We start from the raw sequence: 15,219 nt of genomic DNA on the forward strand, positions 1-15,219 counted from the left end.
AAAGCCGGGGAGAATATTGCACCTTGAAAACTGGATACCGAAACGAAATTGCGTTTTAGAATATTCCTTTAAGCTGATCTTGTGTAAACAAGTGAAATAAAGGTAGCTGCCTTGGATTTCATTCACACGTAAGTGTTGAACCGAAATTCAAAGCAAATCGTATTTACGATGTAAATACTAGGTTAAGCTACAAAGAGCACACGGAGGATGCCTAGGCGCCAGGAGCCGACGAAGGACGTGGCGAACAACGATAAGGCCTCGGGGAGCTGTAAGCAAGCTTTGATCCGGGGATGTCCGAATGGGGAAACCCGGCTGTCTTCATCGACAGTCACTACTCACTGAATTCATAGGTGAGTGAGAGGCAGACCAGGGGAACTGAAACATCTAAGTACCCTGAGGAAGAGAAAACAATAGTGATTCCGTCAGTAGCGGCGAGCGAACGCGGATTAGCCCAAACCAAGGAGCTTGCTCCTTGGGGTTGTGGGACGTCTCACATGGAGTTACAAAGGAACCGGTTAGATGAAGAGGTCTGGAAAGGCCCGCCAGAGAAGGTAAAAGCCCTGTAATTCAAAACTTGTTCTCTCCGAGACGGATCCCGAGTAGTGCGGGGCACGTGAAACCCCGTATGAATCCGGCAGGACCATCTGCCAAGGCTAAATACTCCCTGGCGACCGATAGTGAAGCAGTACCGTGAGGGAAAGGTGAAAAGCACCCCGGAAGGGGAGTGAAATAGATCCTGAAACCGTGTGCTTACAAGAAGTCAGAGCCCTATTTATGGGTGATGGCGTGCCTTTTGTAGAATGAACCGGCGAGTTACGTTCCCGTGCAAGGTTAAGGTGAAGAGCTGAAGCCGCAGCGAAAGCGAGTCTGAATAGGGCGAATGAGTACGTGGACGTAGACCCGAAACCGGGTGATCTACCCCTGTCCAGGGTGAAGGTGCGGTAACACGCACTGGAGGCCCGAACCCACGCATGTTGAAAAATGCGGGGATGAGGTGGGGGTAGCGGAGAAATTCCAATCGAACCCGGAGATAGCTGGTTCTCCCCGAAATAGCTTTAGGGCTAGCCTCGGAAAGAAGAATCGTGGAGGTAGAGCACTGATTGGGTGCGGGGCCCGCAAGGGTTACCAAGCTCAGTCAAACTCCGAATGCCATAGATTTAGTTCCGGGAGTCAGACAGTGAGTGCTAAGATCCATTGTCGAAAGGGAAACAGCCCAGATCATCAGCTAAGGTCCCCAAGTGTGTGTTAAGTGGGAAAGGATGTGGAGTTGCACAGACAACCAGGATGTTGGCTTAGAAGCAGCCACCATTGAAAGAGTGCGTAATAGCTCACTGGTCGAGTGACTCTGCGCCGAAAATGTAACGGGGCTAAACACACCACCGAAGCTATGGCTTGATGCTTGCATCAGGGGTAGGGGAGCGTTGAATGCGGGTTGAAGGTGTACCGTAAGGAGCGCTGGACTGCATTCAAGTGAGAATGCCGGTATGAGTAACGAAAAGATCTGTGAGAATCAGATCCGCCGAAAGCCTAAGGGTTCCTGAGGAAGGTTCGTCCGCTCAGGGTAAGTCGGGACCTAAGGCGAGGCCGATAGGCGTAGTCGAAGGACAACAGGTCGAAATTCCTGTACCACCGTAATCCGTTATGAGCGATGGGGTGACGCAGTAGGGTAGTGACGCGGACGGATGGATGTCCGTCTAAGCAGTGAGGCTGATGTGTAGGCAAATCCGCACATCGTAAGGCTGGGCTGTGATGGGGAGCGAAAATTGTAGTAGCGAAGGTCATGATCTCAGACTGCCAAGAAAAGCCTCTAGCCAGGAGAAGGTGCCCGTACCGCAAACCGACACAGGTAGGCGAGAAGAGAATTCTAAGGCGCGCGGAAGAACTCTCGTTAAGGAACTCGGCAAAATGACCCCGTAACTTCGGGAGAAGGGGTGCCTCGGTAGGGTGAATAGCCCGAGGGGGCCGCAGTGAAAAGGCCCAAGCGACTGTTTAGCAAAAACACAGGTCTGTGCGAAGCCGCAAGGCGAAGTATACGGGCTGACGCCTGCCCGGTGCTGGAAGGTTAAGGGGAGTGGTAAGCTCGCAAGAGCGAAGCTATGAACCGAAGCCCCAGTAAACGGCGGCCGTAACTATAACGGTCCTAAGGTAGCGAAATTCCTTGTCAGGTAAATTCTGACCCGCACGAATGGCGTAACGACTTGGGCGCTGTCTCAACGAGAGATCCGGTGAAATTTTAATACCTGTGAAGATGCAGGTTACCCGCGACAAGACGGAAAGACCCCATGGAGCTTTACTGCAGCTTGATATTGAATTTGGGTACGATCTGTACAGGATAGGTGGGAGCCGTTGAGCCTTGAGCGCCAGCTTGAGGGGAGGCATCCTTGGGATACCACCCTGATCGTATCTAGGTTCTAACTTGGTACCGTGAACCGGTGCGAGGACAGTGTCAGGTGGGCAGTTTGACTGGGGCGGTCGCCTCCTAAAGAGTAACGGAGGCGCCCCAAGGTTCCCTCAGAATGGTTGGAAATCATTCGAAGAGTGCAAAGGCAGAAGGGAGCTTGACTGCGAGACCTACAAGTCGAGCAGGGACGAAAGTCGGGCTTAGTGATCCGGTGGTACCGCATGGAAGGGCCATCGCTCAACGGATAAAAGCTACCCTGGGGATAACAGGCTTATCTCCCCCAAGAGTCCACATCGACGGGGAGGTTTGGCACCTCGATGTCGGCTCATCGCATCCTGGGGCTGAAGTAGGTCCCAAGGGTTGGGCTGTTCGCCCATTAAAGCGGTACGCGAGCTGGGTTCAGAACGTCGTGAGACAGTTCGGTCCCTATCTGTCGTGGGCGTAGGAAATTTGAGAGGAGCTGTCCTTAGTACGAGAGGACCGGGATGGACGTACCGCTGGTGTACCAGTTGTTCCGCCAGGAGCACCGCTGGGTAGCTATGTACGGAAGGGATAAGCGCTGAAAGCATCTAAGCGTGAAGCCCCCCTCAAGATGAGATTTCCCAGTATGTAAGACCCCTTGAAGACGACGAGGTAGATAGGTTGGGGGTGGAAGTGCAGTAATGCATGGAGCTGACCAATACTAATCGGTCGAGGGCTTATCCTAAGATAAAACGCAATGAGTTTCGGATCCAGTTTTCAGGGTGTAACCTTGAAACAAATGCTTAATATTCCCTGATAGCTCAGTTGGTAGAGCACTCGACTGTTAATCGAGTTGTCACAGGTTCGAGTCCTGTTCGGGGAGCCATATGGAGAGGTGTCCGAGTTGGCCGAAGGAGCACGATTGGAAATCGTGTAGGCGCCAAAAGCGTCTCGAGGGTTCGAATCCCTCTCTCTCCGCCATAATTCATTTGTAGCATGGCCCGTTGGTCAAGGGGTTAAGACACCTCCCTTTCACGGAGGTAACAGGGGTTCGAATCCCCTACGGGTCATAAAAATATCATAAAAAAACTTGTAATAAAAAATTTATTATGGTATAATATGAAAAGTGTTTCGGTGTGGAGGCTTAGCTCAGCTGGGAGAGCATCTGCCTTACAAGCAGAGGGTCGGGGGTTCGAGCCCCTCAGCCTCCACCATTTGAAAATTTAATATTTATTATTGTCGCGGGGTGGAGCAGTTCGGTAGCTCGTCGGGCTCATAACCCGAAGGTCGCAGGTTCAAATCCTGCCCCCGCAACCAATTAAAAATTATTATGGAACTGTGGTGTAGAGGCCTAACATGCCTGCCTGTCACGCAGGAGATCGCGGGTTCGAATCCCGTCAGTTCCGCCATTAGTATTATAACGTGTAATGAAGAGCCTTATTCTAAGGCTCGGTAGCTCAGTCGGTAGAGCAGAGGACTGAAAATCCTCGTGTCGGCGGTTCGATTCCGTCCCGAGCCACTTTTAATTGAATATTTTATGTGCCGGTGTAGCTCAACTGGTAGAGCAACTGACTTGTAATCAGTAGGTTGGGGGTTCAAGTCCTCTCGCCGGCACCATTTTTGGAGGATTAGCGAAGTGGCCAAACGCATCAGACTGTAAATCTGCTCCCTTACGGGTTCGGTGGTTCGAATCCATCATCCTCCACCAGTTTTATAGGGGCATAGTTTAAAGGTAGAACAACGGTCTCCAAAACCGTTGGTGTGGGTTCAATTCCTGCTGCCCCTGCCAATTATTCATTACTTGCGGCGGTCGTGGCGAAGTGGTTAACGCACCGGACTGTGACTCCGGCATTCGTGGGTTCAAGCCCCATCGGCCGCCCTTTACTTATTGGGGATTAGCCAAGCGGTAAGGCAACGGACTTTGACTCCGTCATGCATAGGTTCAAATCCTATATCCCCAGCCATCTTTATGCGGACGTGGCTCAGCGGTAGAGCATCGCCTTGCCAAGGCGAGGGTCGCGGGTTCGATTCCCGTCGTCCGCTTTGTTACACTCTGGCGCCATAGCCAAGTGGTAAGGCAAAGCTCTGCAAAAGCTTTATTCCCCAGTTCAAATCTGGGTGGCGCCTCCATAATTGAATACGCCGGCGTGGCGGAATGGCAGACGCGCTCGACTCAAAATCGAGTGGGAAACCGTGGAGGTTCGAGTCCTCTCGCCGGTATTAACTAAAAGAGTTCATTAGAGACATTCTCTAGTGAGCTTTTTTTATTTGAGCTTTAGTACCCCACTCATTGCTTGAGCTGAAGACACCTTTGAGTTGTATTCCAAATGCGAATAAATATTTGCCGTTGTTGCATAATCGCTGTGGCCTAACCATTCCTGAACTTCTTTCATGCTTACCCCTAATACATCTACATAAATATACTCCAGGTATTCAAGACAATAAGAATTGTCAGAAGATAAGCGATAGGATTCCTGTTATTCCTTCATACGAATCAGAAGCTCATAGAACGTGTCCACCAGTGGCAGATTACCGGATAGAGTAGCCGCTTTTACTCTTACAGCATATCTTCGTTTTCAACCGCGAGTGCTTGTCCTTCCATATGAGAATTCTTCCTGGCTTCCTGAAGCAAGATTTCGGCTCTTTTCTTGGTTCCTTTTATCTTAAGCCCCGTAGGGATCCATTTTGGTTATCGTTTACCATTCTCATCTTTACAGTTAGGCGGATGTCCCGTTGCGCTTTCTCCTCTTCCAACACCTCCAGAGGGTGAACCCGATCCTTTTTCAAATACCGGTTGAGCTTCGGAATGGATTTGCTACAAAAGTGGTAGCTGAATCCGCCGATGGATTGCTTTAGCGCCCAGAAGGTACATTTGTTTTTGAACCGGGCGGTATAAAGTTCGATGATCTAGGTCGCCTCCAGTGTCAGATCGGTGCTGGCTAGAATGGAGCATCGCCTGTTCGGATTCACCAGCAATAACCACAGTTTTTGGTTACTCTTTGGTCCCATAACATATCCACCACAGGTAACTGACGGATTATTCATTGCCATACATGCTCACGATAGCGTACTCAAACGCGGCGATACGGCTTTAAAACAGCTCGGCCAAGCACCACCTTCGTCCTCTTTTTACGGTAGCGACCCCAGTCTGTGGCAGGTGTACCATGACGTTCATAGGCAACGGTATTGGACTTGGCTTCGGTTACCAGATCCATCCGGATGCTGCCGAATTGGTTCCATTGTTCAACCCCCGCAAAGCAGGATTGATCAGAGGTATTTAAAACTATTTCCGGGACGTGCCCTAGTAAAAACACAGCATGAGGCCTATGACAATGACAACAAACCCGTGAAATGCGACTTCAAAATTACGTCACATTTAACACAATTGATATTGATTATCAATATCAATTGTGTTAATATAATTTTGTTTACTAGTGAACAAAAAGATCTAATGGAGACACTGAACTTGGTCTCAACTACTACAAAAGAGGGGAGATTGGGAAATTGGAGTTTCAAAATCATTTTAAAGGTCATCTTTACGAGCAATATATTAAAATGCTACATCTGAATGAGCTGTATACTGAACAAGAATTTAACTCGTTTCGGCAACAGGCCAGAAAGTACCAGATTGACATGCTTTCCAACAATATTACTAGTGTGCACGTTATTGATTGCATTGGTGATTATGAACCGATAAATCATACCGGGATTGTGGAGAAGATGGGGTTGTCCAAAGCTAGCATTACTAAAATTAGTGCAAAGCTGCTGGAAATGGGCTTCATTATGAGAAGTCAACTGAACAGCAATCGTAAGGAGATTTACTTTAGTTTAACGGATAAGGGAAGACACGTTTATCATTTGCATAAAGAAATGCACAAAGAAAAAGAAGAAAGGTTTTACCAATTCATTGAATCCTATTCAGAGGTTGAGCTGCAGACTATTGGAAAATTTATGAGTGATTTGGTGGCGCGTGCCGAAGAATACTCCGAAGGGAAGTTTACGATAAATGACGACATTAAAGATTGAGGAATTAAGATCCAAGATTGAAGGGAAAGAAATTTTAAAAGGGCTCACACTGGAGATTCATGGCGGAGAGATTCATGCGATTATGGGGCCTAATGGGACGGGAAAAAGTACATTGGCTTCAGCTTTAATGGGCCATCCCAAATATGAGGTTACTGGCGGTAAGGTGACATTGGACAATGAAGACCTTCTAGAGATGGAGGTGGATGAGCGTGCCCAGGCAGGCTTGTTCCTCGCTATGCAATACCCAAGTGAAATTGCTGGCGTGACCAACTCGGATTTTCTCAGAAGTGCCATCAATGCACGGCGTGAAGAAGGCGATGAGATATCCCTAATCCGTTTTATCCGTGAAATGGAGAGCAAAATGAAGGGGCTGGAGATGAACCCGGAATTTGTGCATCGTTATTTGAATGAGGGATTCTCTGGCGGTGAAAAAAAGCGGAATGAGATTTTGCAAATGATGCTACTTGAACCCAAGTTTGTGATCCTGGATGAAGTGGACTCAGGGCTTGATATTGATGCACTGCGTATTGTGGCCAATGGCGTAAATGAGATGCGCAGCCCGGATAGAGGCTTTTTAATCATCACCCATTATCAACGACTGTTGAATTATATTACCCCGGATTTTGTGCATGTCATGATGCAAGGCCGGATAGTTAAATCTGGCGGTCCGGAGCTTGCCCACCGTTTGGAGGCTGAAGGGTACGATTGGGTGAAGGAGGAACTTGGGATTACGGATGAGACGGTAAGGGATGCTTAAAAGCCGGAGAGGAGGAACAGCACGTGGATATACAAGCTAGAGTTTCAATGAATGTGGACGATTTACGCGCATGGTCAAGCGCTAAGGATGAACCTCGTTGGCTGATTGAACGCCGCGTTCATGCACTCGAACTGGCAGGGACGCTGGAGTTGCCTAAAGTGGAGAAAATCAATCTTGAAAAATGGGATATCTACGAAAGTGGAGATTACAAAGCTGAGAATGCGTGGTCTAGTTTGGAGGAAGCGCCGGAGGTTGTTCGAGGTTTGGTTGCTTCTCCGGTGAAAGGCGGACTAATCGTTCAGTTCAACTCGGATGTAGTGTATACGAAATTGTCCGAGAGCTTAGCCGCCCAGGGAGTCATTTTAACGGATCTGCATACTGCGGCAAAAGAGCATGAGGAGCTGGTTCAACGTTATCTCTTTCAGGCAGTAAAGCCAGAAGAACATCGTTTATCTGCTGCACACAGTGCCTTATGGAGTGGTGGCGTTTTTCTATATGTCCCAGACGGTGTAGAGGTTGAAGCACCTATTCAAGCGATCTTTCTTAACGATACAAGCGATGTGTGTTTTGCTCCTCACGTCTTAATTGTGGCAGGGAGCAACAGCAAGATCACTTATGTGGATAATTGTGTATCGAGTGGTGATGATGTCAAGGTATTGCATAACGGTGTGACGGAGGTCTTCGCGGGGGCGGGCTCAAAGGTGCAAGTAGCTTCGGTTCATCAGCTTGCTGCAACTACAATAGATTTCACCCAGCGACGGGCGGTCGTTCTTGCTGATGGGGGTGTGGAATGGATTATCGGTGAGATGAACAATGGTTATACCGTGAGCGATACCAAGACTTTGCTACAAGGCAACGGGGCAGTCTCCGACAATAAGGTGATTGCTATTGGCACGGGCAATCAAAAATCGAGCTATACAACTCAAGCTCAGCATTTTGGCAGAAGCTCGGTAAGCCAGATGATTACGCGTGCAGTCATGCTTGAAGAAGCTACGGCCATTATCAACGGCATTACAAAGATTGAAAAAGGTGCAACCCATTGTGATGGTCAGCAAACAGAACGCGTGCTTATGCTAAGTCCTAAAGCTCGCGGCGATGCCAATCCGATCCTGCTGATAGATGAGGATGATGTAACCGCGGGTCATGCTGCATCCGTGGGGCAAGTAAATGCAGAGCAAATCTATTATCTGATGTCGCGCGGGATATCACGGAGTGAAGCCGAACATCTTGTTATTTTCGGATTTCTCGCTCCTGTCATTTCGGAGATCCCGCTGGAAGGTGTTCGCAGTCGTCTAAAAGATTTAGTGGAAGGCAAGCTCGGCAGATCATAGCAAATCAAAATGAATCTTGAAAGGTTAAAAAGGAGTGATACTAATGGCTAAAAAAGCACCAGATATGGGCGAATATAAATATGGGTTTCGCGACAAGCACCCGTCTATTTTTCAATCTGGAAAAGGTCTGACGGAAGAGATTGTCCGGGAAATTTCCCGGATCAAGGAAGAGCCGGAGTGGATGCTCAATTTTCGGTTGAAGGCTTTGAATCAATTCTACAAAATGCCGATGCCTGAATGGGGAGCGGATTTGACCGGGCTAAATCTTGATGACATCCAGTATTACGTTCGCCCTTCTGAAAAACAGGGAAAGACCTGGGAGGAGGTTCCTTCCGAGATCAAAGCAACCTTTGACAAGCTGGGAATCCCTGAAGCGGAGCAAAAGTTCCTGGCGGGCGTATCCGCTCAATATGAGTCGGAAGTAGTTTATCACAGCATGCGGAAAGAGCTGGAGGATCAGGGCGTTATTTTCCTTGATACGGATAGTGCATTAAAGCAATACCCCGAAGTGTTTAAGCAACATTTTGGGACGATCATCCCTCCCGCCGACAATAAATTTGCGGCGCTTAATAGTGCGGTTTGGTCAGGCGGTAGCTTTGTATACATTCCGAAGGGTGTTCAGTGCGAGGTACCTATACAAGGTTATTTCCGTATTAATTCTGAAAATATGGGTCAATTCGAGCGGACATTAATTATTGCCGAAGAGGGCAGCTTTGTCCATTATGTTGAAGGATGTACAGCACCTATTTATAGTACCAGTTCTCTGCATAGTGGAGTTATTGAAATTATTTGCCGGAAAGATTCCCGTGTCCGTTACACGACCATTCAGAATTGGGCTCCTAATATCTACAACTTGGTAACCCAAAGGGCCGTGGCAGAAGAAAATGCCACAATGGAATGGGTGGACGGCAACATCGGCTCCAAGGTAACAATGAAGTATCCGGCAGTATTATTGAAAGGACGGGGAGCCAAGGGGTCCATCCTGTCTATTGCCGTAGCCGGTAAAGATCAGCATCAAGATGCTGGCGCGAAGGTAATTCACCTTGCTCCCGAGACAACATCTACGATTATATCCAAATCCATCAGCAAGCAGGGCGGAAAAGTAAACTACCGAGGGTTGTCCAGCTTCAGCCGCGATTCCGCAGGGTCCAAGTCCAATATTAAGTGCGATACGTTGATATTGGACAACATGTCAACATCAGATACGATTCCGTACAATGAAATTAAAAACGACCAGATTACTTTGGAGCACGAGGCAACAGTATCCAAAGTGTCCGAGGAACAATTGTTTTACTTAATGAGCCGCGGGCTTACAGAACAAGATGCTACACAAATGATTGTAATGGGCTTTATTGAACCGTTTACCAAAGAATTGCCAATGGAATATGCCGTTGAAATGAATCGGTTGATTCAATTTGAGATGGAAGGAAGCATCGGTTGATTCATTAATTTAATAGATCAAACCTTTATCATTCTTTAAAGAGGTGCTAGTAATGAAGAAAAATAATTCGGACGATTCAGAACTAGCTCAAATTACCCGAGAGATACGAAAACTTCAGTTCTGCTTCAATATGCTGTCAGGATTGAGCGCAAGTTGTGGTGTGATGATACCTTTAGACTCTATTCTTACGCTTATAAGGGAACTTTCGGATCAAGAGGTCACTCTTAGGCAAAAAACCAAGGATCACTCAGACGATCTAGGGTGAAAAAAGGTCTGAATTGACGGTTGGTAAAACAATGGGAGGAGTTGGCATGATGGATGAAAATGGAGTTTTATTCGATGAAGTATCGGAAGTTCTTCTCAAACTACGTCCTTTCTTACTGCGTGACGGTGGAGATGCTGAACTGGTCGAAGTTGAGAACGGTATAGCAAAATTAAGATTTTTGGGAGCTTGCAATGGTTGCCCAAGTGCTACGATTACGTTAAAGGTTGCTATTGAGCGCGCAATTCTTGAGGAAATTGATGATATTAAAGAAGTTGTACAAGTATTCTAAATTCCTTGATACTGAGCAACTGAGTTAGTCCTGTCGCAGACCATAGCCACGGAAGTTGATCCCGCTGCTCAATACCAAAGTACATCGACAGATTACCTTGCGGGTCGAAATCGACGAGCAACGCTTATCCCCCTTCATTAAACAAGGTATTATCAAGATTGTATTCGGTATCGAGTGGGAAACCGTGGAGGTTCTAGTCCTCTCGCCCATACACAAAAGGGTGATAAAATGCTTAAAGGCATTTTATCATCCTTTTTATTATATATTCATGATTTTGGCAACAAGGTTAACATGGATTTGACCAGCGCTTTGATCTTATCGTAAGATGATGGTACTGAAAAAACTTTTCTAGTTTACCGAGCGCGAAAGAAATGAGGAAGAATATGCAGGAAAGAATTTTGGAGGCTTTTGTAGATGAAGTTCATGAAAATGGATTGAAATTTACGATGGATGATCTTGCGAAAAGACTCGCTATTAGCAAGCGTACGTTGTATGAAAACTTTTCGTCTAAGACGCTTATTTTAGAAACACTTATTGAGCGTACAAATGATGATATGATTCGAAAAACTGAGCAGATTATCCAAAATAATGAGTTATCTTTGTTAGACAAGATTAAGCAGTCGATTAGGGTCATGCCTCTGTATTATAAGTTTTACGATTTAAGGATATTGGACCAGATGAAAAAGTATTATCCTGAACAATGGAAAAGGGTACATGCCGATTTAAATGATTGGTCTCCGATTAGAACATTAATTCAGGAAGGCATCCGAGAAGGAATTATTGTGAACAAAAATGAGGCTCTGATCATGAAGCTTATTATTGAATCTGTAAATTTAACGCTTGATCAGCGTTTCTTTCTGGATAACAGTGTGACGGTAGAGGAAGCTACTTATTCTATTGTAGATATTTTGTTGTTCGGTTTGGTCGAAAATTAAAAAATAGCCTCAACAATATGCTGCATATTTGAAGAGGCCACTTTTTTATATGAAAACTAAGAAAACATTTTTAGTTTCAATTGTTTTTTGAAAAGGGATAATGAAGTTTACCTGATATCGAATAAAGAGATACGGAAAAGGAAGGGTGGAAATATGTCTATACTCACAAGAAATCGAGGAGCAATGCTGTTATTGATGCTTAACATTTTTTTGGCGTTCATGGGGATTGGCTTAGTTGTCCCTGTATTACCTAAATTTATAAGTGAGCTAGGGATGAATGGTTCTTCGATGGGACTGATGGTTGCAGCTTTTGCGTTGACTCAGCTTTTATTATCACCATTGTCAGGAAAGTTGTCTGATCGTTATGGACGTAAAAAATTGATTGTTTCTGGGATGTTCATCTTCATGTTATCAGAGCTTGTTTTTGGACTGGCTCATTCCATTCCTACCCTGTTCATAGCACGAATCATGGGTGGAGCAGGGGCAGCGTTGCTGACTCCTTCTATAATGGCCTATGTCGCTGACGTGACCTCGTTTGAGGAAAGAGGCAAGGGAATGGGCATGATCAATGCGGCGATCAACACAGGCTTCATAATCGGGCCAGGGATTGGCGGATTGCTTGCCACATATGGAATACGCATTCCCTTCTTTGCGGCAGCTGGAGCTGCGGGAATAGCAGCTATCTTGTCTCTGTTAGTGCTGCCTGAGTCTTTAAGCAAGGAAAAGCAACAATATAATAGAGAGCTTCCACGTCAAAAAGAAAATCTTTTGCAGCAATTTGCCAAGTCATATCAATCTCCATATTTCATGGGTTTACTCATTGTATTTGTCGTTGCTTTTGGGTTAGCGAACTTTGAAACCGTATTTGGACTGTTTGTTGACCATAAATATGGTTTTACACCGATGGATATTGCCATCATTATAACGACAGGCTCCATTTTGGGAGCAGTTGTCCAAGCGACTATATTTGGATGGATCATTAATCGTTTTGGAGAGAAAAAAGTAATTCACCTCTGTTTGGCCATTGGGGGCCTGTTCATTTTTCTAACCTTATTTGCTGAACAGTACGTGATGATTATGCTGACGACCTTCATCATTTTTCTGGCTATGGATATCCTTCGCCCGGCAGTAAGTACTTCTCTATCGCGGCAGGCCGGAGATGAGCAAGGCTTTGTGGCAGGCATGAACTCATCCTATACCAGCTTGGGTAATGTGATTGGACCATTAATTGCAGGACTGTTGTTCGATGTTCATATTAATCTGCCTTATATGGTTGCAGCTATAGCGTTACTGGCTTGTCTCGTCCTTTCACTACGTTCCAAGCAAGCGGGTGAGCAACATTCGATAGCCCGTGCAGCAGAACAGCATAGAGGAGGATAGCCGCAGGTCTATACTCATCCCCGACTTAGGTCTAGGTTCAAAAACCGTCTGGGGTCCGTTTTGTCAAACGCTTGTTCAGCGTACAATAAGGACATAAGCAAGACACAGTGAAAGGCGGTGAGAGATGATGAGAGTTAACAAAGGGAATGGGTTAGCCATTGTATTGATCGTGTTGGGTTCGATTATGCTGCTCGGTAAGTTTACTCCGTTTTTCGGTCACTTTTTAGGACATCTGATTGGTTACTTAATTCCGATAGCTATGGTTATGCTAGGCTACTACGGTGTGAAAAAAGGAAATGCGCTCTTCGGCTGGATCGTACTTGTACTTGGGGTACTGATTTTGCTCGGCAAACTGTCCTGGCTTCTGGGACCACTACTGGCAATCGGGTTGATTATATTTGGTGTTTCCCTGCTGAGTGACCGCAGAAGACGTTACTGATTTTAGCAGTTTAGCGAATGAAGAAATATTGCAGTAACGAAGTTTTAATTATGGGGATACGAATTGTGAAAGGAGCAGATGCAAATGAGTGTTTTTCGAAGAATGCGCGATATTACGGTAGCGACCTTCAATGAGCATTTGGAACAAAGCCAAGACCCAGTGCAACTGATTGACCAGTTCTTGTATAATACCCGCCAGGAAATTGCCGAAGCGGAAAAACTCCATCAACAGTATGCGATGCATACAAGACAGATGAAGCAGCAGTTGGATCATGCATTGTCCATGCAGACCAAACGGGAGGAACAGGCGCTACTGGCTTTGAAAGCTGATGAAGAACATATTGCGAAGCTAGCCCTACAGGAGAAAATGCTATATGCAGAAAAAGAAGAGCAGTATAGAGAATTGTGGGAGCAGAGCCGTGAATCACTACGTGAGCTAGAACAACAGCTAGATACGTTAAAGACAGAATATCAAACGGTACACAGCAAGCGTCAGTATTATGCGGCACGTGTACAGACGTTGAGACTCCAGCAGCAAATGAACGAACGGGCTGGTACATACGGTGGACGAAATGTTCCCCGAATGTTCAACCGCTTGGAAGACCGGGTAGCCGATATGGAAGCAGAAACGATGAGTCTGCGTGATTTACGTCGGGGTGAGGGCGACCATGCACAGGATGCCCAAGGCGGTGGATCGCTGCTCGAACAAGAGTGGGCGAGACTGAAAAGCAAGCTGAACAACAGCGGGAAGGAGTAATTTGATAATGACCCGAATTTACAGATCAAGCCGGGATAGAGTAATAACAGGTGTATGTGGCGGTCTTTCTGACGCAACAGGAATGGACTCAACATGGATTCGTATTCTGGTTGTGATCAGTTTCTTTATTACAGCAGGAACCACATTTATGATTTATGTGATTGCGGCACTGGTTATCTCCAAGGAGCCGAGATCTCCTTTCGATGGAGGATTTGGCCCTGACAGCGGGCCCTACCATCAACAGGATCCACGCTATTATGGCAGTAACAATACAAGATCGCAGTATGGGCAGGGAACTGGTTACAACCAGGGCGGTGCATATGGCAATTCGAACCCGTTTTTTGGTCAAGATGCCCGCAACTCATCCAAATTTAACACAGGTCAGAACAATGACTTGGATTCCATGATGGAAGATATTGAGAAAAAGGCAATGAAAAAAGAATTGGCAGAGTTACGCAAAAAAGTAGAGCAATTTGAGAAGGGAGATCGTAAATAATGGGGATCTTTAAAAGAATGAAGGATATGACAAGAGCATCGGTGAATGAAGTGTTGGATAAAGTGGAAGATCCGATTATTATGTTGAATCAATATCTGCGCGATATGGAGGCGGAAATTCACGAGGCTGAGGTAACGGTTGCCAAGCAAATGGCGAATGAACGACGTATGAAACAGCGTTTAGAGGAAGCGGTACGTGTATCCAATGAGCGTGAGAAGCAAGCCGAATCCGCATTGCGAAATGGTCAGGAAGAAGTAGCGCGCAAGCTGTTGGGAGAGAAGATTTATTTTGTGCAAAAGCAGGACGAATACCGCGACTTGCATACACAAGCTGAGCTTCAAGCAAAAGAATTAGTACAACAGCTTCACGACATGAAAGATGAGTTCTATAAAATGCGCAACAAGCGCAATGAGTTAGTATCCCGTGCTCAAATGGCGAAAGCCAAAAAGCAAATGTCTCAAATCAATAGTTTGCATACGATTGAAAGTGGGTCTGCTTCATTGGGCTTCCACCGTATGGAAGAAAAAATTATGCAAATGGAAGCTGAAGCTGACGTACTGCGTGCTCCTTACCGTCAAGCTCCAGGAGAAGCATATGTTAATCCGGCTGAGGCTGAAAAACAGTTTAAAGTGGATGAGCAGCTTCAACAGCTTAAGTCCAAAATTCAGACAGGTGTTAAACCAGTCGATATGAAGAAGGACTGACTACTCGGAAACAAGACATTATGATATGCTGTATGGAA

13 protein-coding genes, 15 tRNA genes and 1 rRNA gene are annotated in these 15,219 nt (G+C 46.2%); 27 read left to right on the plus strand and 2 right to left on the minus strand.

Annotation, left to right across the window (positions count from 1 at the left end):
• The first annotated feature begins 180 nt into the window (after positions 1–180).
• From ACEN8J_RS01550 to ACEN8J_RS01625, 16 genes are all read left to right on the plus strand, one after another.
• Positions 181–3,107 (plus strand): 23S ribosomal RNA (locus tag ACEN8J_RS01550).
• A 65-nt stretch (positions 3,108–3,172) separates the two neighbouring features.
• A tRNA-Asn gene (locus ACEN8J_RS01555) sits at positions 3,173–3,248 on the plus strand.
• A gap of 3 nt (positions 3,249–3,251) precedes the next feature.
• A tRNA-Ser gene (locus ACEN8J_RS01560) sits at positions 3,252–3,343 on the plus strand.
• A 17-nt stretch (positions 3,344–3,360) separates the two neighbouring features.
• A tRNA-Glu gene (locus ACEN8J_RS01565) sits at positions 3,361–3,432 on the plus strand.
• Positions 3,433–3,500: 68 nt separating this feature from the next.
• Positions 3,501–3,576, plus strand: a tRNA-Val gene (locus tag ACEN8J_RS01570).
• A gap of 26 nt (positions 3,577–3,602) precedes the next feature.
• Positions 3,603–3,679 (plus strand) — tRNA-Met (locus ACEN8J_RS01575).
• A gap of 15 nt (positions 3,680–3,694) precedes the next feature.
• Positions 3,695–3,771, plus strand: a tRNA-Asp gene (locus ACEN8J_RS01580).
• A 37-nt stretch (positions 3,772–3,808) separates the two neighbouring features.
• Positions 3,809–3,881 (plus strand) — tRNA-Phe (locus ACEN8J_RS01585).
• Positions 3,882–3,903: 22 nt separating this feature from the next.
• Positions 3,904–3,979 (plus strand) — tRNA-Thr (locus tag ACEN8J_RS01590).
• 5 nt (positions 3,980–3,984) lie between these two features.
• Positions 3,985–4,070, plus strand: a tRNA-Tyr gene (locus ACEN8J_RS01595).
• A gap of 7 nt (positions 4,071–4,077) precedes the next feature.
• Positions 4,078–4,151 (plus strand) — tRNA-Trp (locus tag ACEN8J_RS01600).
• A gap of 17 nt (positions 4,152–4,168) precedes the next feature.
• Positions 4,169–4,241, plus strand: a tRNA-His gene (locus tag ACEN8J_RS01605).
• 10 nt (positions 4,242–4,251) lie between these two features.
• Positions 4,252–4,326: transfer RNA gene (locus ACEN8J_RS01610), tRNA-Gln, on the plus strand.
• 7 nt (positions 4,327–4,333) lie between these two features.
• Positions 4,334–4,405: transfer RNA gene (locus ACEN8J_RS01615), tRNA-Gly, on the plus strand.
• Between the two features lie 12 nt (positions 4,406–4,417).
• Positions 4,418–4,492, plus strand: a tRNA-Cys gene (locus ACEN8J_RS01620).
• Between the two features lie 11 nt (positions 4,493–4,503).
• A tRNA-Leu gene (locus ACEN8J_RS01625) sits at positions 4,504–4,582 on the plus strand.
• 44 nt (positions 4,583–4,626) lie between these two features.
• Here ACEN8J_RS01625 and ACEN8J_RS01630 read toward each other — a convergent pair.
• Positions 4,627–4,755, minus strand: a complete 129-nt coding sequence (locus ACEN8J_RS01630) for a hypothetical protein (RefSeq protein WP_258012605.1) — start codon at positions 4,753–4,755, stop codon at positions 4,627–4,629.
• Positions 4,756–5,433: 678 nt separating this feature from the next.
• A complete protein-coding gene (locus ACEN8J_RS01635) occupies positions 5,434–5,577 on the minus strand; it encodes a hypothetical protein (protein WP_495594192.1) in 144 nt (47 codons plus the stop codon).
• Between the two features lie 289 nt (positions 5,578–5,866).
• Here ACEN8J_RS01635 and ACEN8J_RS01640 point away from each other — a divergent pair, with 289 nt between their 5' ends.
• The 11 genes from ACEN8J_RS01640 to ACEN8J_RS01690 all read left to right on the plus strand — a co-directional run bounded on the left by ACEN8J_RS01640 (position 5,867) and on the right by ACEN8J_RS01690 (position 15,181).
• Positions 5,867–6,388, plus strand: a complete 522-nt coding sequence (locus tag ACEN8J_RS01640; RefSeq protein ID WP_029518160.1) for a MarR family transcriptional regulator — start codon at positions 5,867–5,869, stop codon at positions 6,386–6,388.
• Positions 6,369–7,145, plus strand: coding sequence for a Fe-S cluster assembly ATPase SufC (gene sufC, locus ACEN8J_RS01645; RefSeq protein ID WP_029518161.1), 777 nt, complete (start codon positions 6,369–6,371; stop codon positions 7,143–7,145). Before ACEN8J_RS01640 ends, sufC begins: the two co-directional genes overlap by 20 nt.
• A gap of 23 nt (positions 7,146–7,168) precedes the next feature.
• Entirely contained in the window at positions 7,169–8,476 is a 1,308-nt protein-coding gene (gene sufD, locus ACEN8J_RS01650; protein WP_495594193.1) for a Fe-S cluster assembly protein SufD, read from the plus strand.
• A gap of 43 nt (positions 8,477–8,519) precedes the next feature.
• Complete coding sequence (sufB, locus tag ACEN8J_RS01655; RefSeq protein ID WP_495594194.1) at positions 8,520–9,917, plus strand: Fe-S cluster assembly protein SufB; 1,398 nt, start codon at positions 8,520–8,522, stop codon at positions 9,915–9,917.
• 314 nt (positions 9,918–10,231) lie between these two features.
• Positions 10,232–10,471 (plus strand): NifU family protein, encoded by a 240-nt coding sequence (locus ACEN8J_RS01660; RefSeq protein ID WP_013373004.1) that lies wholly within the window; start codon positions 10,232–10,234, stop codon positions 10,469–10,471.
• A gap of 383 nt (positions 10,472–10,854) precedes the next feature.
• A complete protein-coding gene (locus ACEN8J_RS01665) occupies positions 10,855–11,406 on the plus strand; it encodes a TetR/AcrR family transcriptional regulator (protein WP_029518165.1) in 552 nt (183 codons plus the stop codon).
• Between the two features lie 153 nt (positions 11,407–11,559).
• A complete protein-coding gene (locus ACEN8J_RS01670; protein ID WP_165148432.1) occupies positions 11,560–12,786 on the plus strand; it encodes an MFS transporter in 1,227 nt (408 codons plus the stop codon).
• A 127-nt stretch (positions 12,787–12,913) separates the two neighbouring features.
• Entirely contained in the window at positions 12,914–13,225 is a 312-nt protein-coding gene (locus tag ACEN8J_RS01675; protein WP_013311898.1) for a LiaF transmembrane domain-containing protein, read from the plus strand.
• A gap of 84 nt (positions 13,226–13,309) precedes the next feature.
• Positions 13,310–13,981, plus strand: coding sequence for a PspA/IM30 family protein (locus ACEN8J_RS01680; protein WP_013311897.1), 672 nt, complete (start codon positions 13,310–13,312; stop codon positions 13,979–13,981).
• 7 nt (positions 13,982–13,988) lie between these two features.
• Complete coding sequence (locus ACEN8J_RS01685; RefSeq protein ID WP_029518167.1) at positions 13,989–14,477, plus strand: PspC domain-containing protein; 489 nt, start codon at positions 13,989–13,991, stop codon at positions 14,475–14,477.
• Positions 14,477–15,181 (plus strand): PspA/IM30 family protein, encoded by a 705-nt coding sequence (locus ACEN8J_RS01690; protein WP_013311895.1) that lies wholly within the window; start codon positions 14,477–14,479, stop codon positions 15,179–15,181. The genes ACEN8J_RS01685 and ACEN8J_RS01690 overlap by 1 nt, the downstream gene beginning before the upstream one ends.
• Positions 15,182–15,219: the final 38 nt, after the last annotated feature.

It is taken from the genome of Paenibacillus sp. Paensp38, assembly GCF_059491915.1.